Origin of the sequence: Psychrobacter sp. FME6, assembly GCF_014861365.1 — a bacterium.
Taxonomy (GTDB): Bacteria; Pseudomonadota; Gammaproteobacteria; order Pseudomonadales; family Moraxellaceae; genus Psychrobacter.
The window spans coordinates 67,204-88,677 of sequence record NZ_RRYW01000003.1 but is presented as its reverse complement, the minus strand read 5'-3'; the positions used below and the strand labels follow the sequence as shown (position 1 = coordinate 88,677).

19 protein-coding genes, 1 tRNA gene and 1 other RNA gene are annotated in these 21,474 nt (G+C 43.8%); 13 read left to right on the top strand and 8 right to left on the bottom strand.

From position 1 onward, the window contains the following. On the bottom strand, positions 1-347 hold a 347-nt coding region (locus EI162_RS01095; RefSeq protein ID WP_192522581.1), incomplete at its 3' end, for a hypothetical protein. Between the two features lie 275 nt (positions 348-622). On the opposite strand from EI162_RS01095, the gene EI162_RS01090 reads away from it, so the two are divergent. Both EI162_RS01090 and ligA read left to right on the top strand, forming a co-directional pair. Further along, positions 623-1,648: a cell division protein ZipA C-terminal FtsZ-binding domain-containing protein gene (locus tag EI162_RS01090; protein WP_192522580.1), complete on the top strand. Its 1,026-nt coding sequence runs from the start codon at positions 623-625 to the stop codon at positions 1,646-1,648. A 338-nt stretch (positions 1,649-1,986) separates the two neighbouring features. Beyond that, positions 1,987-4,062, top strand: coding sequence for an NAD-dependent DNA ligase LigA (ligA, locus tag EI162_RS01085; protein ID WP_192522579.1), 2,076 nt, complete (start codon positions 1,987-1,989; stop codon positions 4,060-4,062). A 173-nt stretch (positions 4,063-4,235) separates the two neighbouring features. Here ligA and EI162_RS01080 read toward each other — a convergent pair whose 3' ends face one another. The 6 genes from EI162_RS01080 to EI162_RS01055 form a co-directional block, all read right to left on the bottom strand. Next, positions 4,236-4,790 carry an REP-associated tyrosine transposase gene (locus EI162_RS01080; RefSeq protein WP_192522578.1) on the bottom strand — a complete coding sequence of 185 codons (555 nt, stop codon included), beginning with the start codon at positions 4,788-4,790 and terminating at the stop codon, positions 4,236-4,238. Positions 4,791-4,940: 150 nt separating this feature from the next. After that, complete coding sequence (locus EI162_RS01075; protein ID WP_225736882.1) at positions 4,941-5,483, bottom strand: hypothetical protein; 543 nt, start codon at positions 5,481-5,483, stop codon at positions 4,941-4,943. Positions 5,484-5,883: 400 nt separating this feature from the next. Next, a complete protein-coding gene (locus EI162_RS01070) occupies positions 5,884-6,306 on the bottom strand; it encodes a hypothetical protein (RefSeq protein ID WP_192522577.1) in 423 nt (140 codons plus the stop codon). 446 nt (positions 6,307-6,752) lie between these two features. Continuing rightward, complete coding sequence (locus tag EI162_RS01065; RefSeq protein WP_192522576.1) at positions 6,753-9,203, bottom strand: YgiQ family radical SAM protein; 2,451 nt, start codon at positions 9,201-9,203, stop codon at positions 6,753-6,755. A gap of 218 nt (positions 9,204-9,421) precedes the next feature. Next, entirely contained in the window at positions 9,422-10,180 is a 759-nt protein-coding gene (locus EI162_RS01060) for a hypothetical protein (RefSeq protein ID WP_225736881.1), read from the bottom strand. A 188-nt stretch (positions 10,181-10,368) separates the two neighbouring features. Continuing rightward, positions 10,369-10,836 carry an Lrp/AsnC family transcriptional regulator gene (locus EI162_RS01055; protein WP_192522575.1) on the bottom strand — a complete coding sequence of 156 codons (468 nt, stop codon included), beginning with the start codon at positions 10,834-10,836 and terminating at the stop codon, positions 10,369-10,371. Between the two features lie 245 nt (positions 10,837-11,081). On the opposite strand from EI162_RS01055, the gene EI162_RS01050 reads away from it, so the two are divergent. Next, on the top strand, positions 11,082-12,104 hold the full coding sequence (locus EI162_RS01050) for an EamA family transporter RarD (RefSeq protein ID WP_225736880.1): 1,023 nt from the start codon (positions 11,082-11,084) through the stop codon (positions 12,102-12,104). Between the two features lie 241 nt (positions 12,105-12,345). Here the strand turns inward: EI162_RS01050 and smpB are convergent, their stop codons facing one another. Next, positions 12,346-12,822 carry an SsrA-binding protein SmpB gene (smpB, locus tag EI162_RS01045; RefSeq protein WP_192522574.1) on the bottom strand — a complete coding sequence of 159 codons (477 nt, stop codon included), beginning with the start codon at positions 12,820-12,822 and terminating at the stop codon, positions 12,346-12,348. A gap of 236 nt (positions 12,823-13,058) precedes the next feature. On the opposite strand from smpB, the gene coaD reads away from it, so the two are divergent. From coaD to EI162_RS00995, 10 genes are all read left to right on the top strand, one after another. Then, positions 13,059-13,571, top strand: coding sequence for a pantetheine-phosphate adenylyltransferase (gene coaD, locus EI162_RS01040; RefSeq protein WP_192522573.1), 513 nt, complete (start codon positions 13,059-13,061; stop codon positions 13,569-13,571). A 171-nt stretch (positions 13,572-13,742) separates the two neighbouring features. Next, the gene (locus EI162_RS01035) at positions 13,743-13,991 is read left to right on the top strand and encodes a YfhL family 4Fe-4S dicluster ferredoxin (RefSeq protein WP_192522572.1); all 249 of its coding nucleotides are present in this window, start codon (positions 13,743-13,745) and stop codon (positions 13,989-13,991) included. Positions 13,992-14,002: 11 nt separating this feature from the next. Beyond that, on the top strand, positions 14,003-15,334 hold the full coding sequence (gene bioA, locus EI162_RS01030) for an adenosylmethionine--8-amino-7-oxononanoate transaminase (RefSeq protein ID WP_192522571.1): 1,332 nt from the start codon (positions 14,003-14,005) through the stop codon (positions 15,332-15,334). A gap of 14 nt (positions 15,335-15,348) precedes the next feature. Then, a complete protein-coding gene (gene bioD, locus EI162_RS01025) occupies positions 15,349-16,080 on the top strand; it encodes a dethiobiotin synthase (RefSeq protein WP_192522570.1) in 732 nt (243 codons plus the stop codon). A gap of 74 nt (positions 16,081-16,154) precedes the next feature. After that, an RNA gene (rnpB, locus tag EI162_RS01020) (RNase P RNA component class A) lies at positions 16,155-16,511 on the top strand. 146 nt (positions 16,512-16,657) lie between these two features. Beyond that, positions 16,658-16,734, top strand: a tRNA-Met gene (locus EI162_RS01015). A 248-nt stretch (positions 16,735-16,982) separates the two neighbouring features. After that, the gene (locus EI162_RS01010; RefSeq protein ID WP_192522569.1) at positions 16,983-17,795 is read left to right on the top strand and encodes an ABC transporter permease; all 813 of its coding nucleotides are present in this window, start codon (positions 16,983-16,985) and stop codon (positions 17,793-17,795) included. Positions 17,796-17,853: 58 nt separating this feature from the next. Further along, positions 17,854-18,525 (top strand): ABC transporter ATP-binding protein, encoded by a 672-nt coding sequence (locus tag EI162_RS01005; RefSeq protein ID WP_192522568.1) that lies wholly within the window; start codon positions 17,854-17,856, stop codon positions 18,523-18,525. Beyond that, a complete protein-coding gene (locus tag EI162_RS01000) occupies positions 18,494-19,609 on the top strand; it encodes a capsule biosynthesis protein (RefSeq protein WP_192522567.1) in 1,116 nt (371 codons plus the stop codon). Before EI162_RS01005 ends, EI162_RS01000 begins: the two co-directional genes overlap by 32 nt. Before the next feature lie 81 nt (positions 19,610-19,690). After that, a complete protein-coding gene (locus tag EI162_RS00995; protein WP_192522566.1) occupies positions 19,691-21,472 on the top strand; it encodes a polysaccharide biosynthesis/export family protein in 1,782 nt (593 codons plus the stop codon). Positions 21,473-21,474 lie beyond the last annotated feature (2 nt).

Below are 21,474 nucleotides of genomic sequence, written 5' to 3'. Positions count from 1 at the left end.
GCATATACTTTTTCCATTAGGTTAAAAATATCGTCCATACTTAGTTCTTTAACTTTAATTGCGCTCCCACGCTCCCATCCATCAGCGTCATGGTATGCGTAGGTCATGCAGTCAAGGTCTTTGATATCAGTACGTTTGACCGCTTGGGAACTAGCAGTTGGAGCGTGTAGGTTTATGTATATCTCAATCTCATCAGCATACTTACTATCGCTTAGATTGAATATCAATACACTTCTATCAGCAATAGCGTAGTATAAATTGCAATAGAAATTCTCTATGGCTTGTAGTACATTATGTAGAAATTCATCTTTGTCTACTAATTCGGGGTTAGTGATATCTACTACCATATACTTAATTCCTTTTGTTTGCTTAAATCAAAACTACTATAACACCATTATTCTATCATTAAATTAATCAACACATTATTAAAACACAGCCATAATTAATAACTGGCAGCCACTGCTAGTGTTATAGTTAGGTCTGGAATATAAAGTCACGCAAGTATGTCAGACTAATGACAAACGATGACTATATGGTGACGACATTAAATAGCCATGCTAGACTATTGCCATTTATTCCCTCTTATGTATTCCCTTTTGTCATATATTAGGATGTATTTCTCATGACCGCTATTCAGTTTATATTGATCGCCATTGCCGCATTTATCGTGCTTGCAGGGTTGTTTATGGTCATTCGTAGCTTTCAGCGCCGCAAAACGGCCGAAGCTGCCGCGGTCAATTATGATAAAAACGGTATTCCCATCATACCGCGTCATGAGCGCAATATCGTCGATCAGCCAGACTTGGATGATACCGTCGCGGGCGAGACCAGCATTGCGCCTGATCGCAGTTATCTCAATGCAGTGGTTGAAGAAGAGCCTTTGACCCAGCCACATAGCACTGTCGATGCGCAGCTGACAGCGGGGCGCGATGGTATAAATAGTGAGGCAAGCGCTGATGATAGCCATATCAGTGATGAGGATTATGCACGCTGGCAACAAGAGCAACAGCACGCTGATAATGCTGAATTTGTAGAAGCCGCTGGACAAATGAATGTCGAGCAAGAGCCAGATGCGTTTTCAAGCTTAATGTCGGCAACCGACAGTCTGATGCCATCGATTGATACGGCAGAAGAGCCAAGCTTTGACAATAACAGCCCAATACTTGATCAGCATCTATCAGAGCCAGTGGATGAAGCGCAAAACAGCCCATTAATTAATGCCAAAGACAATATTAATATCACCATATTGCCGCACCAATACCGTGACCGTCCACACGCCGTTATTCGCGGTCGTGATTTGTTGGCGTTAATTGATAAATACGGTCTGCGCTATGGGGCGATGAATATGTTCCATCGCTATGAGCAAAAAGATGGTACAGGCATGCTATGGTTCAGCATGATGGGCATTACCGACAGTGGTATCGCACCCTTTGATCCGCATAGCGTGGCGACCAATACTTATAACGGCGTAGTGGTCTTCTTATCATTACCGCATCCACAAGCCGTGCGTAGCTTCGATAGTATGATGAGTATTGCCTATATGATGGCAAGCGATTTGGACGCTATCATGCTCGATGAAGAAAACGAACCAATCACCCCTGAATATAAACAACAGCTGCGTAATCAAGTTCGTGATTATGAAGGCTAGTTAATAGTAGTTCATTCATGGCTGATTGATATGACAGCCAGTAAAAAAGGCAAATAGCGATAACGTTATTTGCCTTTTTTAATTTTCGGCTTATCGGTTTTTCATCTATAGTTAAAATATTTTAAAAACGCTACGGTACTGCTTGTATATTTTTTTGCAGCCTCTGTCTGCGTAGGCACAGCAAGCAAGAAAAAATTATACAAGCAGTATGTGGTGTATAGATATTATTTTTCATTGATTATAACTATTTATATACGTCTGTTTATCTATAAAATGTTATCCGACCCTCCTGCAAACTTGTTATCATATCGGCATCTTGAACCGTAAAGACGCTGACTATGACTGATCCTATTTTACCGCTTACTTCCAAAGACATTAACACTGGCAAATCTGTAGAAAATGATGCTGCTATTGTCACCCAAATGCGCCTGCTTATTGATACTTTAAAGACGCATAATTACGCCTATTATGTGCTCGATAATCCCATCTTAGAGGACAGCGAGTACGATCAGTTACGGCGTTCCTTATTGGAGCTTGAAGGCGAGTATCCAGATTTAATACAACCTGATAGTCCGATTAATCAAGTGGGCGATACGCCGCTATCTGCCTTTACTCAAGTCATGCATGACGTACCGATGCTATCGCTTGGCAATGTCTTTGAATACGATGATTTGCGCGACTTTATGCGCCGCGTCAATGATCGTTTGAATGACGCGCAGAAAAACCCTGAATATGAGATGGAGCTAAAACTTGATGGTTTGGCGGTGTCACTCAAATATGCTTATGGCAAATTTGTACAAGCGGTAACACGAGGTGATGGGCAAGTAGGCGAAGACATCACCCAAAATGCCAAAACCATTCGTAATCTGCCGCTATGGCTAGCTGATGCTACTGATATCGAGCTGTTAGAAGTGCGCGGTGAAGTGCTGATGCCAAAGGCAGGCTTTGAGCGTCTCAATCGCTTAGCAGCAGAAAAAGAAGAAAAGACATTTGCTAACCCACGTAACGCTGCCGCTGGGAGTTTACGCCAACTCGATCCAAGTATAGCCGCTAGTCGACCATTGGCGTTTTATGCCTATTCAGTCAATCAAGGACTGCCCGAAAGTATAGAGACCCAATCGGCCGCATTGGCTTGGATTGGTGATATTGGTTTTACCGTTAGTGCTGTAAGAGTGGTACAAAACCCGCGTGAGGCGCAAGCCTATTATGAGTCAGTTATTGCGACGCGTAGCGACCTGCCATTTGAGATTGACGGCATGGTGATTAAGGTGAATAGACTTTCATTACAGCAGCAGCTTGGCTTCTTATCGCGTGAGCCGCGCTGGGCAACGGCGTATAAATTCCCTGCCGAAACCGTCATGACGCGTCTACATGCAATTGAGTGGCAAGTCGGACGTACTGGCGCGATTACCCCAGTTGGTAAGCTCGAGCCTGTCAAAGTTGGTGGCGTCACCGTCAGTAATGTCACCTTGCATAATTTTGGTGAGATTCAGCGCTTAGACGTGCGCGCAGGCGATATGGTTAGCGTTCACCGCGCCGGTGACGTCATACCCAAAGTCACCCGCGTTTGGACAGATCTGCGCCCAGAAGATTCAAAACCAGTTAAATTGCCATCGACCTGTCCAGTATGTGACTCGCCTGTAGTATTGCCTGAAGATGAAGCGTTGGCACGTTGTACTGGCGGATTGTTTTGTCCCGCGCAGCAGCAAGAGGCACTGATTCACTTTGTCTCGCGTCGGGCGATGGATATCGATGGCTTAGGCGCGAGTTGGCTGATTAGCTTTTTTGAGCATGGCTTAATTAAAACCGTCGCTGATATTTATCAGTTGCACAACCATCAAGACGAGATGATTACTTATGAGAAGCTGGGCGAAAAATCGGTAAAAAATATCATCAGCGCAATCGAAGCCAGCAAATATACGACACTGGCGCGCTTTATCTATGCACTTGGTATTCGTGGCGTTGGTGAAACCACTGCGCAGAATTTGGCACAGCAATTTGGCGACCTTGACAGTCTAATGGCAGCAGATATCGAAAAACTGTTACTCACGCCAGACGTGGGCGCTATTACTGCTGAGCTTGCCTATAAGTTCTTCCGCGCACCGCACAATATAGAAGTCATCACCGCATTACGTGAAGCTGGCGTGCATTGGGATAAGGTCGAGCAAGTGGTGTCAGAGGGGTTGCCGCTCGATGGGCAAACGTGGGTTATTACTGGCGCGCTCGATAGCATGGCACGCGATGAAGCCAAAGCCAAGCTTCAAGCGCTCGGTGCCAAAGTATCCGGAAGCATCTCAGCAAAAACTACCGCGCTATTGGCAGGTGATAAGGCTGGCTCGAAGATGGCGAAGGCGGAGAAATTAGGGGTGAAAGTGGTGGGTGAGGATGAGTTTCTGGCGTTGGTTGGGGAGTAGGGCAAGTCCTTGCCATTAAAAGAGCAAAGAGACAGAAAAGAAAAAGCATGGCCTCAGCATCGCTTGCTTTAATGGTAGGCAAATATGCGGGTCATGAGCCGTCTTTTTTTAATGGCTCACTCGGCGCTCGCGTACAGCCAGTAGGGTGCGCCTAGCGCACCATCAAATATAGCTCACTCTAATTTATCAATAAAACTCGATGAGAATTCGAGACCATCATCCCCCCAATCTGCTAAATAGTCACCTTGCCTCACATAACGATGAAAGCTTGAATACGGCCAATCTACTACCTTTTTGACTAACCCATGCTTAACAGGGTTATAGTGCAGATAATCTATATGTCTTATAAAGTCTGCTTCGTTCTTTATTTCATGCTCGTAAAACCGACGTTGCCAAATGCCTCTTTCATGTCTCTTAACTTTTGAAGGGCTTAATTCATTTATTGGTAAGTGGTATTGTGGGCAAGCTTGGGTGGTTAAGCGCTTTATCTGTGACCAACGCATACTATAGTCAGCATCGTTTTCAGGCAGTCTCCAAATACAGTGCAGATGGTCGGGCAATTGTACCCATGCAATAATTTCAAAGGAATATTGTTGTTGAACTTGTTTTATACTTTTTTTAAAGGCTTGCAGGAAGTCATCTTCACACAGTATTTTTCTTCGGTTGTATGAAACCAAAGTAAAAAAGTAGGTAGCACCTTTCGTGTATGAACGAATGTATCGTGGCATCTGTATTTACCGTATGAGCCTTTATGTCTTATAGTTATGCGGGATAGATTCTATAGCTTACAGGTTTTTTAATCTTATCAGTGCGCAAGGCGCACCCTACAGTTTAGAGTTTCTTGGTAGAGTATGCGCAAAAACATACGCTATTAATCTCTACTCCGCCATCTCACCATACCCCTTCGCATCACCTTTCTTACCATCTGGCTGAATCACGATAGGTAATACCAATCCTTTTGCAAATTCTCCAGCCAATACATAATCATAATTACTGGCTTTAACCTCAGGCGTGGTATGAATAATAAGTGTCATATGGTCATCGTCAGTCAGCTCATGTGAGACGTAATTTTCACTCAGCTGATCCAAGGCTTTTGATAGTGCTTCATTACTTGCCATACTCACGGTTAGATTATGCTGAGCCGTAGTATTATCAACTTTGAAGTATTCTGCATAGTCTTTTACATTTTGGCTATCGCGCGCAAAAGGGTAGTCGTAGTTAGTGAGTTCGGCTGGTTTCTCACTGCTGTCCATGGCAGACCAATCAATCGCGTTTTCGGCTTTCGTTGATGAATCCGGTGTCGTTAGGGCTGAATCAGAGGACGAAGTAGTTGTTTCAGCAGTATCAGCACTGTTGTCGCACCCTGACAGCGCCCACATACTGGCACTAGCGACAATCATCATATTTATTAAGCGCTTCATTATTGAGTCATCCTTTTTATTGTTCAGCATCAAGCATTTTTATAGACGGGCTATTTTGACAGCTTTCTATACGCTTCTCTAGTTATATGCAGAAAAGGGCTGATTCTTATGTTAGGAAGTCAGCTAAGAAGGCGCGTTATTTATAGTCAGTGAGAAGTAATATCGCTATATCACGTACTGCTGGTACCGTTTTTTTCTGGCTTGCTGTGCCTACGCAGACAGAGGCTGCAAAAAAACTATACCAGCAGTATCGTAGCGTTTTTTAAAGTATTTTAACTATATAGTTTGATACAAAATGGCAGGTATAAAAAAACAGCCACCAAATGATGACTGTTTATAGTAATGCTAAGCTTAATAATTATAGGTTTATCGTTATCAAGGAACGATTAAACCGAAATCATTATCTACCCACTTGGCAATTTACTTGGTATTCTTTACCGTCTGCCCATTTGATAGCAAAGATACCTTTGTCGTCTTTCATGTGCCATGCATAGACAGCTTCAGGGTTTGACTCGTTGATATAGCTTGCTGTATCGCCTTGCACTTCACCATTTAAGATGATTGGTTGCTCATTCCATTGTACTTTAGGCATGGTTGCATTTAGCATGACTTGTTTTTTATTGATTGACTGTTTTGCCATGATTTTGCTGTCGTCAGTACAAGTATAAGGTGCTGGTGCCATGCGATCGTAAGCGGCATCGGTTACGCTTTCTGATGCAGGCGTTTCTGATGCATTTGGCGTAGTAGTGGGAGCAGTAGTCGCACAAGCGCTTAATAGGGCAAGAGCAGGTAGGGCCGTTGCAATTTTAGTTAGCGTATTCATGGTTTTCTCCAAAGGTATAAAAATTATCATGTATTTGTTTTTAACTATGCGTTAAGCATATAGCGCATATGGTAACGAAAACTATTACTGGAGAATGTTAGAAATTGTTTGTCACGTGTTTGCTTAGTTACTTAAACGCTGACTAATGTAACGCTCGAATGATCAGGTTTTAAAATAGGGAAGGATAGTTAGGGAGAAGCAATATTGATACATCAGGTACTGCTGATATTAATTTTTCTTGCTTACTATGCCTACGCAGACAAAGGCTGCAAAAATTTCATACCAGCAGCACTATAGCGTTTTTAGAATATTTTAACTATAAGTGCATTAAAAATAAGCCTATGTCAAACAAAAAGCGCCTATCGACTGCTTAGCCGATAGGCGCTTTTTGTTGATATTAATAAAGACGTTTGAGCCTGCTTAACAGCAATTTAATGATTGGTTAACTACTTAGTTTTACGTGGTGGCAAACCCGTATGCTGAGTTTGGAAGTTACCTTTGCTGACTTTTTTATTGTTTCTGCTCGAGGTGTTTTTTGCAGCGCTCGGGCTATTATTGCTGCGCTTCACTGAGTCATTGCCCAAACGACTGTTCTTTTTACGTGCTGATTGATAGCTGTCTTGTGCCGCGTCGCGCCCTTCTAAGCTGGCGTTAAATGGCGGGATTAAGCAGCCACGATTTTTACCAATTAAATCACTGCGTCCCATTTCTTGTAGCGCTTTACGCAATAATACCCAGTTTTTTGGATCGTGGTAGCGCAAGAAAGCTTTGTGTAATTTACGCTGCTTACCAGACTTGACGATATCCATATCACCTTCGCTACGGCTCACCTTGTGTAGCGGGTCTTTGTGGGTGTGATACATGGTGGTCGCGGTCGCCATTGGGCTTGGATAGAACGCCTGCACTTGGTCGGCGCGATAGCCATAGTTTTTAAGCCAAAGTGCTAAGTTCATCATGTCTTCATCTTTGGTGCCCGGATGGGCGGCGATAAAGTAAGGAATCAGATACTGCTCTTTGCCCGCTTCTTGGCTGTACTGCTCAAACATGGCTTTGAACTTATCGTAATTGCCCATGCCAGGCTTCATCATTTTTGATAAGACGTTTTCTTCTGAATGCTCAGGAGCAATTTTTAGATAGCCACCGACGTGATGACTGACCAACTCTTTGACATATTCAGGGTCTTTAATTGCCAAGTCATAACGCAGTCCTGAGGCGATAAGAATCTTTTTTACGCCTTTGATATCACGCGCTTTACGGTATAGCTTGGTCAAATTACTGTGGTCGGTAATCAAGTTTTCACAGACGTCAGGATAGACGCACGAGGGCTTGCGGCAGTTTTTTTCAATGGTCTCGTCTTTACAGCTGAGACGATACATATTGGCAGTTGGCCCACCAAGGTCAGAGATGACGCCAGTGAAGTTGGGCGCGACATCACGAATCGCTTCGACTTCACGTAGGATGGAGTCTTCTGAGCGGTTTTGGATAATGCGTCCTTCGTGCTCGGTAATCGAGCAAAAAGTACAGCCGCCAAAACAGCCGCGCATGATATTGACGGAGAATTTAATCATGTCATAAGCAGGAATGTGCGCATCGCCATAGCTTGGATGCGGCAGGCGTGCATAAGGTAAGTCAAACACGTAGTCCATCTCTTCGGTCGAGAGTGGAATCGGTGGCGGGTTGAGCCAGACATCGATTGAGGTATGCGAATTACCTGCACCACTACTATGACGCTGCACCAGCGCACGGGCGTTTCCCGGATTGGTCTCGAGATGCAAGATACGGCTGGCATGCGCATATAATACTGGGTCGGATTTGACATGCTCATAATCAGGCAGACGAATGACGGTTTTCTCACGCGGTGGCATTTTGAGCTTGTGCTTACGCGCAGTCATAGGTTTGTCAAAACCGCGCATTTGCACTACTTGCGTGTCTTCATCGACTTGGTCGGCATTGATAATTTTATTGGTTACTGGTTCAGAGACGAAGCCCGGATACTGTGAAGCCATGCCTGCCATTCCTGTCATTCCCGACATGGCTTGCCCAACGGGAGAATCGCTAGGTTTGTTTTGCTCGATTGAGCATTGGTCGACGTCTTCGGTCATGACATACGGGTTGATAATCGGGTCAACACGACCGACGGTATCGACATCATTGCTGGCGACTTCGGTCATGCCCGCTTGCCAGTGACGACGGGTCGGGGTCAATAAATACGCTGTACCGCGTAAGCTACTCATTTGCTCAAAGCTATAGCCTTTTGACAAACCATGGACCACGTCGACGATGGCACGCTCGGCATTACCATACAATAAAACATCGGCACGGGCATCGATCAAAATACTGCGACGGACTTTATCCGACCAATAATCATAATGGGCGATACGGCGCAAGCTGCCTTCGATGCCGCCCAAGATAATCGGCACATCGGGATACGCTTCGCGGCAGCGTTGACTATAAACGATAGCGGCGCGGTCAGGGCGTTTGTCCGCCACGTTGCCTGGCGAGTAAGCGTCATCGCTACGAATTTTACGGTCAGCAGTATAGCGATTAATCATGCTGTCCATATTGCCTGCGGTTACGCCATAGGCATAAACGGGTTTACCAAGCTCCATAAAAGCGTCTTTACTCTTCCAGTCTGGCTGCGCAATGATGCCAACGCGAAAACCTTGTGACTCTAGCAAGCGTCCGATAATCGCCATACCAAAGCTTGGATGATCGACATAGGCATCACCTGAGATGATGATGACGTCACAGGCGTCCCAACCGAGAGCGTCCATTTCAGCACGATTCATCGGTAAATAAGGCGCAGGCTCGTAGCAGCTCGCCCAATGTTTGTCGTAGTCGTAAAGCGGTTTGGTGCCTTGTTTAAAGGCGGTACGGGCGATGGTATCGGCAGACATGAGCGGACCTGTTAATTAGAAAAAGGGCACTAAAAGTTAGCCGTTATTCATCAATAAGAACAACGGCTAATTTAAAGGCGCTCATTTTAACATGAATTTAACTCATGATGTCATAAACGATTGGCGATAAGTGATTGATAGCGTGAGTAATCTATACAGAAAAGGGCTGCTAAAAATTAGCAGCCCTTTTATTTTAAGTCCTCGTTTTTAGCAAGGATTTACTGTTCTAATAGTTGAAATGGGAAAGTGACGACATCAAAGGCTAGGGCAAAAGGTAGTAATACTAGCTTTTGAGCGGTATTTGCACCGCTACGAGATACTTGGTTTTGCTGCGACTGCGTATAAAAATTGACCATATAAGGCTTGCTTAAGGCGCGATAATTGGATTGGATTAAGCTTAAGTTACTGACTTGTGGATAGATAGCCCCTTTCACAGGAACGCTAAAGCAAAAGCGCTGGGCATTGATACGCTGGTCACTGGCCGAGGTACATTCTTTGCCTTTATTTTGTAAAAAGAACTGATAATCGGAGCGCTTAAACTCATCCTTTAACTTAGCATAAGAAAGCTTCATTTCGCCCTGAAAATAGCCATCGTTATTGGGTACGTAAAAACTCATGTCATTATCGACTTGAATATTTTTTGGCGTTAAGTTGGTCAATAAGCTGACCATTTCTGTGCCGCCTTGGGTGAGTACATAGCTGTTCTTTTCACCGACGATAACCATCGAGGCGTTGGGCGTTTTCGGTAACGCCTGTGCTGGACGACCAAAGGCGATAATCTGATCTTCTGACAAGCTGTTTTTAGTGGTTTTTGTGCTGGCATGACTGCTACTGTCTAATAACGAGCTGGTAGCACAGCCTGAGCTGGCGAGTAATGCCACCAGCGATGCGCCTGTTAATAGTATTTTTAGGCTGAGGAGTTGTGGTACTGTTTTAGTACTGTTTTTTCGATAAGTACTATTTGAGTGTTGAGTCATGGTAAGGCTTCCTTGTCTACATTGGCTATGATTAAGCTTGGTTTTATTAACTATTCATAAGCTTATAAATTTATCGAACGTCCCTTTATATCCTATTTTGACATCTTACTCAGTTGCTTTGGATAACTCTACTAATAATTTATATTAGCGGTTATTTAGAGTTTATAGCTATATTTAATTAAGCGCAGTTAATCCAGTAAAATCTTCGTCCCACTCTTGGTAAAATTCATCACAAACTGGCTTTTAAAGCTACGCACATTATTCTCGTAGGTCAGCAAGTTACGCGTGAATTCATGGTAATCTTTCATATTTTTGGCGTTGACCATCAACATAAAGTCCGCATCTCCGGATACTTCATAGCAGCTCATCACTCGCGGTTGATCGTGCATTAAGCGCTCAAAGCGATGCTGCATCGAGGTGTTAGAACGCGACATCTCTATCATCACTACCGCTGTTAGACCGTAGCCAACCTTATTAGGATCGACAATAGCGACTTGCTTGGTTATCACACCGTTATCCGTTAATGCTTGGATGCGGCGCTGAGCGGTAGCGATAGAAACGTGGACTTGCTCTGCCACAGCTTTTAGGGGCAACGTCGCATCTTCTTGGAGCAAGTTTAAAATGGATTTATCGATAGCATCTAACGTCTGACTCATGTATTGATTCTCCAAAAAATATTATTAAATCTAAAGTCTATTATAATTATTATCGGTATTTATTAAATAATAATAAAATATTGATATTTAGGTCTTATAAATGATAAAAATAATCAAAATTGACTTTATATAGATATTTTATATCATTAAGGGTTAGTAGAATAGGCTGTCTCAGTCAACCCCATCGGTGAGAATTAAAACTCATCACTGATTGTTTTAAACGCTATTATTTTACGGTGCTATTCATGTCTATCTCAATGCTTTCCAATGTATTTACCAATACGCTCGCAACCACGGTGTCGCGCTTACCGTTGCCGGCAGTTTGGACAGCAGGTAGCGCGCAGCAACGCACATTGATAATGGGCGTAGCGTTAGCAATACTCTCAAATGTCTTGTTTGGTGTGCTTTATGCTTATAGTAGCTTTTTAGCGCCGCTATCGGGCACTCAAGTATTTATTTGGCGCATGCTGGCGATGTGGGCAGCATTGGTAGGGTATTTGCTAATTAGTGGCCGTCTGGGTTTACATATTGGTAAGCTAAAAGCGCTCGGCACGGTTAAGCAGTGGGCATGGTTACTATTGCCGACTCCGATATTCTTAAGTCAGTTTTGGCTGTTTATGTGGGCACCGGTCAATGGACAAGGCGTCCAAACGGCGATGGGTTATTTTTTATTCCCACTGATGATGGTGGTCTTTGGTTGTATACTATTCGGTGAAAAGTTAAGCCGTTTGCAATGGTTGGCCGTTGGCTTTGCGGCATTGGGCGTTGGCAGTGAGATTGTGCGTACGCAAAGCGTCTCATGGGCAACGTTATGGGTCTGCGGTACTTATCCTATTTATTATATTTTGCGTCGTCTACAAGGTATCGGTGCGGTGACTGGCTTGTTAGTTGATTTAACCATTTTTGCACCGTTTGCTTTGGCGTATTTAGTCTTTGTCGCGCCCAATAGCTTAAGCTTAGTGAGTGGTTCTGGTTTCTTTATTATGATGCTGACGGGACTCGGTATACTGAGTGTGCTAGCGATGAAAACCAACGTCGATGCCAGCCAAATGCTGCCAGTCAACGTCTATGGCATGATGAGCTATTTAGAACCCGCATTGTTATTTATTTTAGCAGTGACTGTACTGGGTAACCCGTTTGAATCAGCGATGATTTATAGTTATGGCTTGATTTGGCTCGGTATTGTTTGTTTGATTGTGCATGGTGTGCGTCAATTGCGCCGCGCTCATAAAAATACGCAAACCACTAAAACAGTGCAAGCGGTTTAAGATATAGTCAGTGAGAAGTAATATCGCTACATCACTTACTGCAGGTACCGTTTTTTCTTGCTTGCTGTGCCTACGCAGACAGAGGCTGCAAAAAAAACTATACCCGCAGTATCGTAGCGTTTTTAAAGTATTTTAACTATAGAGTTCATAAAACTGCTTTACTCAAATTTATCTGCCTCATAAAAAAGGACGATTCAACATAGAAGCTGAATCGTCCTTTTTAGGTTTGCTATAAATACCTTTAATCTAAATGCTGCTTAAAGCCGCGCTGCTTATCACGCTCCCAGTCACGGTCTTTAAGGGTTTTACGTTTATCGTGCTGTTTTTTGCCCACTGCTAAAGCGATTTGGCATTTCACTAGCGAGTGTTTCCAATAGCAAGATAATGGCACGCAAGCATAGCCTTTTTGATTGACCGCGCCCATTAACTTTTCAATTTCGCGGCGATTGAGCAGTAGCTTACGCGTACGGATACTATCAGGGCTGACGTGTGTTGAGCTCGATAGTAGCGGCTGAATGTGCGCGCCAAATAGGAATGCTTCATTGTTACGGAAGATGATATACGCTTCGGTGATGGTCATTTTACCCGCGCGAATCGCTTTGACTTCCCAGCCTTGTAATGACAATCCTGCTTCAAACGTCTCTTCAATAAAGTACTCGTGACGAGCTTTTTTATTGGCACAGATTTGATTGTCAGGTTTTTTTGATTTTTTTGACATAATTTCTCCAAAAGGACTTTAAAATATATTGTCCTTGTCTAACAGTCCTCATCGCAATCTTTTAATAGGGGTTGTATCTTTTCAGTGCTAAGATGGATGAGTCGAACCGGCTATTGTAGCAAAGCAACGTGGGTAAAGGTAAGTCGGCTGTTAGGACAAATGTAGCAGATAAGTATTAAGTTTGGGTAAAATTTGCTAGCATATACCGCATTATAATCAACCATATTAGCCCTGTTATGAGCCTTTCTGCTACTTCTTCAAAATTGCATACCAAGATTTTATACCCTGGCACCTTTGACCCGATTACCAACGGTCATGTGGACTTAGTCACGCGTGCGACCAAATTGTTTGATGAGGTAGTGATTGCGGTTGCCTCAGGACACCATAAAAAGCCATTATTCGACTTTGAAGAGCGTGTGGCTTTGGTCGAAACCGTATTTGCTGACTTACCCCAAGTCTCAGTGGTAGGGTTCGAAGGTTTGCTCGTTGATTTTATGCGTGAAAAAAATGCCACGGCAGTTTTGCGTGGTTTACGAGCTATGTCCGATTTTGAATATGAGTTTCAGCTGGCCAATATGAATCGCGAGCTTGATGAAAATTTTGAAGCGGTGTTTTTGACGCCTTCGCAGAATTACTCATTTATCTCATCAACGATGATTCGAGAAATCGCCAAACTTGGCGGTGATGTGACTAAATTTGTGCCACCTTGTGTGTCTGAAGCTTTTATCCAAAAACTCAGTATTAAATAATAATACCAAACCCAAAAGTACGATTAGCCGTGTCAAATTCGTTTAGCCTACGATGCGTCGCACTTGCACTCGTTTTCCTTGCTACTCTAATTTTTGTGAATGGTATAAGTTCATTGTTACATAGTTTATCTACCCACTAATGATCAACTGCTAGCAAATAAGGAGCAGTTTATGGCGTTATTAATTACCGATGAATGCATCAATTGTGATGTGTGCGAACCTGCTTGCCCCAACGATGCGATTTATGAGGGCGAGGATATTTACGAGATTAACCCTGATTTATGTACCGAATGTGTGGGGCATTTTGACGAGCCGCAGTGCGTGGAGATTTGTCCCATCGACTGTATCCCAAAAGACCCTAACCACGTAGAGTCTGAAGGTGATTTATTGGCAAAATACAAACGCATCACCGGTAAATAGTAGGTTAATTCATGACAAATCTGTCAGCAGCAACCAGCAATCTCGATCCAGATATTCATTCCTCTTTTGATAATCAGCATCTTTGGCATCCTTATACCAGCTTGCCGCCCAGTTATCCAAGTATCGTTATTGACCACGCGGATGGCGTTTATATTGTCACTGAAGACGGCACACGTCTGATTGATGGGATGTCGTCTTGGTGGGCAAGCGTGCACGGTTATAATCATCCGCAATTGAATGCGGCGATGATTGAACAGTTGGGCAAAATGGCACACGTCATGTTTGGTGGCTTAACCCATCAGCCCGCGATTGACTTGGGCAAAAAGCTGCTATCTATCGTCCCCACCGGACTCGATGCGATATTTTATGCCGATAGCGGTAGCATTGCCGTAGAAGTGGCGCTAAAGATGGCATTGCAATATCAGATTGCTGCCAAGCAGCCAAATAAGCAGCAATTTGCCTCGACTCATTCTGGCTACTATGGCGATACCTGGCATGCGATGAGTATCTGCGATCCCGTTGCAGGCATGCACAGTCTGTATGGTAAGCAATTACCTATGCAGCACTTCGTTCCTGCACCGCCGTTAGGATTTGAGCGTGAGCTAAGCCAAAGCGAGCGTGATGAGTTAAGCGTATTTTTCGCTAAAAACAGCGACAAGCTTGCTGGCTTTATTATCGAGCCGATTATCCAAGGCGCAGGTGGTATGCGCTTTTATAGTCCTGAGTATCTGCAACTATTACGCCAATTGTGTGACGAGCATGACGTAGTGCTGATTGCTGATGAAATCGCCACTGGCTTTGGGCGTAGTGGCAAACTATTTGCGTGTGAGCATGCTGATATCAGCCCTGATATTATGACTGTTGGAAAGGCATTGACTGGCGGCTATATGACTTTTGCTGCCACCCTTTGTACGCGCACCATAGCCGATACCATTAGCCAAAGCGACTATCCAGCATTGATGCATGGGCCAACTTTTATGGGTAATCCACTGGCTTGTGCGGTCGCCTGTGCCTCGATTGATTTGATACTGTCTTACGATATCGAAGCGCGTACGGCAAATATGCAAGCGGTGATGGAGCAGCAGTTCGCACCCGCTGCGCTCTTGAAGGGTGTTGCCGAGGTACGTTGTTTGGGCGCGGTCGCCGTGATTGAGCTAGACGATGCCGTTGATATGCCGACTTTTCAAACCTTGTTGATTAATAATGGCATTTGGGTGCGACCGTTTGGTAAGTTGGTCTATATCATGCCGCCTTATATTATTATGGATGAGGAGCTAGTGACGTTATGCCAAGCGTTGTTAAAAGTGGTGCGCGCTTATTTATCCATGCAAGTCCAAGCGTAAGGTCAAGTTAAGTCATGAGTGTACTATTTATCTCCGGTATCGATACCGATATTGGCAAAACCTATGCCACTGGCATGATTGCCAAAGCACTTATGCAGCAAGGTGTTAACGTTATTAGCCAAAAGTTGGTACAGACAGGCGTCAGTATCAATGCAGATAATGGTGACATGAATATTGCCGACGATATTGTTACCCATCGTCAATTAATGAATATTCCGCTACAGCCCTGCGATATCGACGGCACAACTTGTCCTTATCGTTATGAAAAGCCAGCATCGCCGCATTTGGCAGTAAAACTTGCTAATGATACTCTTAACCCTAGTTTGATTACTAAAGCTACGCAGCGACTACAGTCAGATTATGACGTGGTATTATTGGAAGGCGCAGGCGGATTGTTAGTGCCGATCACAGAGCCGTTATTAACCTTAGATTATATTGCTGAAGTCGGCTATCCGATTATTTTGGTTACTTCTGGTCGCTTGGGCAGTATCAACCATACCTTGCTCAGTTTGGAGGCGATAACAGCGCGTGGTTTAATGGTACATAGCGTCGTTTATAATCATATTCACGATGACACTGTGCATGCTAGTGTGAATACTGATGCTGAAATTGCGAATAGCACGATTGATTTTTTGCAAAATTATCTGGCTCAGAACTATCCAAATACCCATTGGTTACAGCTACCACAGCGAGATAAAAACGAGCCTAATAATAATGAGCTGACGCTGCCGATAAGTTTTATTTAAACGTTTTTATCTAAAGAGCTAAATAATCTAAAAAAATCTCCGACATCAGGATTAATTTTGCTATACTAGCGCGCTTGGTAGACTAGGCAATCGCCGCTGCACACTGGCAACAGATGGCGCAGGGGAGGAAAGTCCGGGCTACATAGGGCAGCGTGCCAGCTAACGGCTGGGCAGGGTAACTTGACGACCAGTGCAGCAGAGAGTAGACCGCCTCGTTCTGCGAGGTAAGGGTGAAAGGGTGCGGTAAGAGCGCACCGCGTGGCTGGCAACAGTTCACGGCATGGTAAACTCCACGCGTAGCAAGACCAAATAGGCATCGGCATGGCGCGGCCCGCGTTCGATGCGGGTAGGTTGCTTGAGCGTACGAGCGATTGTACGCCTAGAGGAATGATTGTCCACGACAGAACCCGGCTTATCGGTTTACCAACTTTTTTTATTGTTCATTTTTATCAGTAGTAATAGTAATAGTAATAGTAATAATTGCCATTAATTTGAATAAAATTCAGTTTTTTTGCAAAAATTGCTAATTAGGGGTTGACGACAACCGCCTCTATCGGTATTATACCGAGCCTTAAATGGCGATGTAGCTCAGCTGGTTAGAGCGCATGACTCATAATCGTGAGGTCAAGAGTTCAAGTCTCTTCATCGCCACCATTTATATGCAGTTGCTCAAATTTAAAAAGGCCAATCATTCTGTGATTGGTTTTTTTTTGCTTAAAATAAATGGATGTAATGCCCGTCTGATAGTCGGTTGAGTAGAGTGTTTAATCATAGCGCGCCTTAATTACTTACCGATTTCTTACTAAATCATAGGCTTATCTGTTTAGACACAGATTAATTCTTGTAACTTATGTCCCTGTTACTTATCATAGGGGCTGTTTTCGGTAAAGTCCTGTAACGCCATGTCTGTACAATTACCTCCTTATCGTCCTATTAAGCATCGTAGTGGCCTGAAAGTCATGGGTGCAGCATTTCATGCGCTACTGATGCGTGAGCTGCAAACGCGCTTCGGTGGTTATCGATTAGGTTATCTATGGGCGCCATTAGAAGTTCTTTTTCAAGTACTTATTTTCTTAGTAATATTTGGTACTATTCGGGAGCGTTTGGTTCCAGGAATGGATTATTCCTTATTTTTAGTAGCTGGGATGGTTCCATTTCGCATGTTTCAGAAGATAGCGACGAGAGCATTAGGGGCTGTTGAGGCTAATAAAGGCTTGTTGATGTATCGTTCAATCAAGCACATCGATGTGATTATTGCGCGTTCATTTTTAGAGCTGGTCATTTATTTCTTTACGTCGATACTGTTGCTGCTTGGCTTGGCCTTTTTCAATATTTATGCCAGTTTAGAAAATTTGCATATTGTGTTGTTTTGCTGGATAACGCTTTTTATATTTAGCTTTGGTGTTGCTCTAATTATGATGGTAGTTGGTCATTATGGCGGTGAGATTAGTAAAGTGATCACTATATTCTTTACGATATTATATTTTGCTTCTGGGATAATTTTTCCGATACATATAGTACCAGAGCCTTATTTTAGCTATTTACTATATAATCCACTTATTCATAACATCGAGTTGATGCGGCATGCATTTGCGCCTAATTATCCAGCCTATCATATTGATATAGGATACTTTTTAAAATGGATGTTTGCGGTGAATTTTTTAGGATTATTGCTTTATAAATATGCTGAGCGAGATATGCTCCGTTCGAAATAAATAGATAATTATATAGATAGTTATCATGTAAGAAATGCGAGTAGCAATAGGTAAAATGATGATTGAAATTAGAAACGTCTCTAAATCATTTATGACCAAGCAAGGTCGGCATTATCTATTTAAAGATTTAAATCTGACCATTGGTGATAAACAAAGTGTCGGCTTACTTGGTCGTAATGGCGCTGGTAAGTCGACCTTGCTACGTATTATCTGTGGACTGGATGAGCCAGACCATGGTGAGATTATTACTGATTCTACGATCTCTTGGCCAGTCGGTGTGGCCGGTGGTTTTCAGGGCAGTTTAACAGGCCGTCAAAACGTGCGTTTTGTGTGTCGTCTATATTCAAGCGGCCCTTACATTGAGGAAAAAATCCGTTTTGTAGAAGAATTCGCTGATATTGGCAATTATTTTGACATGCCGGTGAAAAGCTACTCATCAGGTATGAAAGCGCGCTTAACCTTTGGCCTGAGCTTAGCTTTTGATTTTGATTATTATATGCTTGATGAAGCCGGCGCCGTTGGTGATGCCGCGTTTCGTAAACGTAGTGAAGAGATTTTAGCCGCCCGCCGTGCACAAGCGGGGTTTTTAATAGTGTCGCATAACATTGGTGATATCAAACGTAACTGCGATATTGGTATTGTATTAATGGATCAAACAGCACATGTGTTTGACGATACAACAGAAGCGATTGAGGTTTATGAAAAGCATATCCACAAAGCAAAAAAGTAAAGTAGTCAGCTTCTCGCTATTTATCGGCTTAGTAGTCCTTCCTTGGGTGCTGGTGATTTTCTACGTCATGACCTTTGCTCACCCGCGCTTTATCTCAACTGCTAATGTGGTGGTCAAGCAAGTAAGCGAGTCAAGCGTACCAGCTGGTGGTGGTTTATCGGCCCTATTGGGAGTGAACAGTACCAGTAAGGAAGATGCGACTTATCTAACCGAGTATATTTTATCTAATGATATGGTGAAGCGTCTTGATAATAAATTCAAGTTCCGCGAAGCTTACCATGTCGATGGCTCAGATCCGCTCAATGAGATTGATCCCGATGCCACGCAAGAGGAGTTACTTGAGTACTTCAAAAAGCGTGTTCATATCAATCTAGATGAACAAAGTTATGTACTCTCAGTATCGACGGAAGCTTTTGATTCAAAGTATGCTTTTGAGCTTAATAAAACTATCTTGAGTGAGTCTGAGCAATTCGTAAACCGTATTTCACAAGAAGTGGCCCGCGATCAGTTGGTGTTTGCAGAGACTCAATTAGATGAATCACAAGATCGTTTAAATGATGCTAAAGAGAAGTTATTAACGTATCAGAATACAAACGAGATTTACGATCCACAAGCCAATGCCCAAATTGTTAATCAGCTGATTGGCAGCTTGCAAGGGCAGTTAAGCTCACTACGTACTGAAGAACGGCAACTGCTTAGCTATCTGAATCCCGATGCGCCGCAAGTGGTTTCCGTAAGAAGTCAGATTAAAGCGATCGAGGAGCAAATCACTCAAGAGCAAACCAAGCTGACGTCACCAAGTACCACCAAGTTGAACCGTCAAGCGGTACAGTTTGAGACCATTAAAGCCGATGTTGACTTCGCGACTGAGCTGTATAAATTGTCGTTATCTTCGCTTGAAAAGGCGCGTCTAGAAGCTTTTAAAAAGATGAAGAATTTGATTGTGATCTCAACCCCTTATGAAGCTGAAGAAGCATTATATCCGCGCCGAGCTTATATTATTTGGACATCGTTGGCTTTGCTTTTGATGCTTTATGGATTTGTGCGCCTAGTGATGGCGGTTGTCCGTGATCATCGTAGCTAGTCGTTGTCCGTGATCATCGCAGCCATTTGTCACAAACCAGATATTAGTAATGATCGATAGATCAGCAAAGGAATACCACTCATGAATATGAAACCACGTCCTATCGTGACAGTGATACAAGCGATAAGTTTGGCAATGGCAGCAACCAGTGTTCCAGCGCTAGCAGCAGGCAGTTATGCCGATCAAATGGCAGGTTCGAGCTTTGGTACGTCTGCCAACAGCAGGGGTCAAGATCAAAATCGCAACAATATTAATGTCTCAACGCAAGCCTTTGCTGGTGGTGTACAAGGGCAGGGCACTACTCAAGAAGCGGTAGATGCGGCAAGCTTACCTAGCCAGTCTGTTATTAACACCACACGACCTTATCAAGACATCGATACTCAAGACTTGATGTTCGGTGAGCAGCTATTTCGCGGCGCATTTTCCACGACTTCTGGCTCCACTTTTAACGACAGCTATTCGATTAACCCTGGTGATAATGTACAAGTACGGATGTGGGGAGCTTATCAATATGCCGCCACTATGACGGTTGATCCACAAGGCAATATCTTTTTGCCTAATATCGGTCCGGTTCGCGTTTCTGGCGTCCAAAATGGCAATCTGCAGAATGTAGTCAAGAGCGCGGTCAATCGTATTTATCGCTCGAACGTTGGCGTCTATGCATCCTTAGAGCAAGCGCAACCGGTTAAAGTATTCGTCACTGGATTTGTCAAGCAGCCTGGTTATTATGGTGGACTGGCAGCAGACTCCGTATTGTCTTATTTGGATAGAGCGGGCGGTGTTGATCCAACACGCGGTAGCTACATTGATATTCAGATAAAACGCAATGGTCAGATGTTACAGCAGGTCAATCTATATGATTTTTTATTAGCGGGTAAACTGCAGTCTTTCGCCTTCCGTGATGGCGATGTCATCACCGTTGCTCCGCAGAAAAAGACGTTTGTCGTTGGTGGTGAGGTCCAGAACGAATATACCTTTGAATTTGATGTTAATGACTTAACTATCGGTGATGTTTTACAAGTGGCCAGCCCAGAGGCGAACGCTACCAACGTTAGCATTACCCGCAGTGCAGGACGTGCGCAAACCGCCGAGTACTATTCACTGGCGGAAGCGCAAAGCGTTCCTGTTTATAATGGTGATGAGATGGTAGTCACCTCCGATCGCTATGCTGGTACAATCGCGGTGCAAGTTAAAGGCGCGCATACCGGTAATGGCGCGATGATAGTGAAGGACGGTGCGCGTCTCAAAGACATCGTTCCACAGTTGCAGCCGAGTCCATTAGCGAAGCTCTCGCATCTGACCATTTATCGTGAGTCCGTTGCTGAGCAACAAAAACGCATGATTAATGAGTCACTTGATCGTTTAGAAGAGTTGACGCTTGCCACGCAATCGACCACTCGTGAAGAGGCGGCACTACGTCAAGATGATGCCACTTTGGTTAAGCAATTTGTCGCCAAAGCACGTAACGTGAAGACAACGGGTCAAATCGTCGTCGTGCCGAATTCGTGGCAGGATATTATTTTGCAGCAAGGCGATATCATTGAGATACCTGCGCAAACCTCAGTCATTACGGTGAATGGTCAAGTACGAGCACAAGGTGCACTTACCTTTAACCCAGACTATACCGTTGGTGATTATGTTGCCAATTCAGGCGGTTTCTCTGATAATGCTGACGTTAAAGAAATCTTAGTCATTCATCAAAATGGAGCCAGTGAAGTGGTCAATACCGCCTACCGTATCCAGCAAGGTGATGAGATTATGGTATTACCAAAAGTCAAAACCAAGCGCGTAGAAATCACCCGTGGCTTGTCGCAGATTGTCTATCAATTGGCAATCGCAGCTAAAGTTGTCCTCGATTTATAACT

Excerpts from the sequence above, each read along its gene's own strand:
- EI162_RS01000 (WP_192522567.1), top strand. The coding sequence starts at position 18,494 with ATGAAAAGCATATCCACAAAGCAAAAAAGTAAAGTAGTCAGCTTCTCG.
- EI162_RS01070 (WP_192522577.1), bottom strand. The coding sequence starts at position 6,306 with ATGAATACGCTAACTAAAATTGCAACGGCCCTACCTGCTCTTGCCCTA.
- EI162_RS00995 (WP_192522566.1), top strand. The coding sequence starts at position 19,691 with ATGAATATGAAACCACGTCCTATCGTGACAGTGATACAAGCGATAAGT.
- EI162_RS01055 (WP_192522575.1), bottom strand. The coding sequence starts at position 10,836 with ATGAGTCAGACGTTAGATGCTATCGATAAATCCATTTTAAACTTGCTC.
- coaD (WP_192522573.1), top strand. The coding sequence starts at position 13,059 with ATGAGCCTTTCTGCTACTTCTTCAAAATTGCATACCAAGATTTTATAC.
- EI162_RS01035 (WP_192522572.1), top strand. The coding sequence starts at position 13,743 with ATGGCGTTATTAATTACCGATGAATGCATCAATTGTGATGTGTGCGAA.
- EI162_RS01065 (WP_192522576.1), bottom strand. The coding sequence starts at position 9,203 with ATGTCTGCCGATACCATCGCCCGTACCGCCTTTAAACAAGGCACCAAA.
- EI162_RS01090 (WP_192522580.1), top strand. The coding sequence starts at position 623 with ATGACCGCTATTCAGTTTATATTGATCGCCATTGCCGCATTTATCGTG.
- ligA (WP_192522579.1), top strand. The coding sequence starts at position 1,987 with ATGACTGATCCTATTTTACCGCTTACTTCCAAAGACATTAACACTGGC.
- EI162_RS01050 (WP_225736880.1), top strand. The coding sequence starts at position 11,082 with ATGTCTATCTCAATGCTTTCCAATGTATTTACCAATACGCTCGCAACC.
- EI162_RS01060 (WP_225736881.1), bottom strand. The coding sequence starts at position 10,180 with ATGACTCAACACTCAAATAGTACTTATCGAAAAAACAGTACTAAAACA.
- EI162_RS01005 (WP_192522568.1), top strand. The coding sequence starts at position 17,854 with ATGATTGAAATTAGAAACGTCTCTAAATCATTTATGACCAAGCAAGGT.
- smpB (WP_192522574.1), bottom strand. The coding sequence starts at position 12,822 with ATGTCAAAAAAATCAAAAAAACCTGACAATCAAATCTGTGCCAATAAA.
- EI162_RS01010 (WP_192522569.1), top strand. The coding sequence starts at position 16,983 with ATGTCTGTACAATTACCTCCTTATCGTCCTATTAAGCATCGTAGTGGC.
- bioD (WP_192522570.1), top strand. The coding sequence starts at position 15,349 with ATGAGTGTACTATTTATCTCCGGTATCGATACCGATATTGGCAAAACC.
- EI162_RS01075 (WP_225736882.1), bottom strand. The coding sequence starts at position 5,483 with ATGAAGCGCTTAATAAATATGATGATTGTCGCTAGTGCCAGTATGTGG.
- EI162_RS01080 (WP_192522578.1), bottom strand. The coding sequence starts at position 4,790 with ATGCCACGATACATTCGTTCATACACGAAAGGTGCTACCTACTTTTTT.
- bioA (WP_192522571.1), top strand. The coding sequence starts at position 14,003 with ATGACAAATCTGTCAGCAGCAACCAGCAATCTCGATCCAGATATTCAT.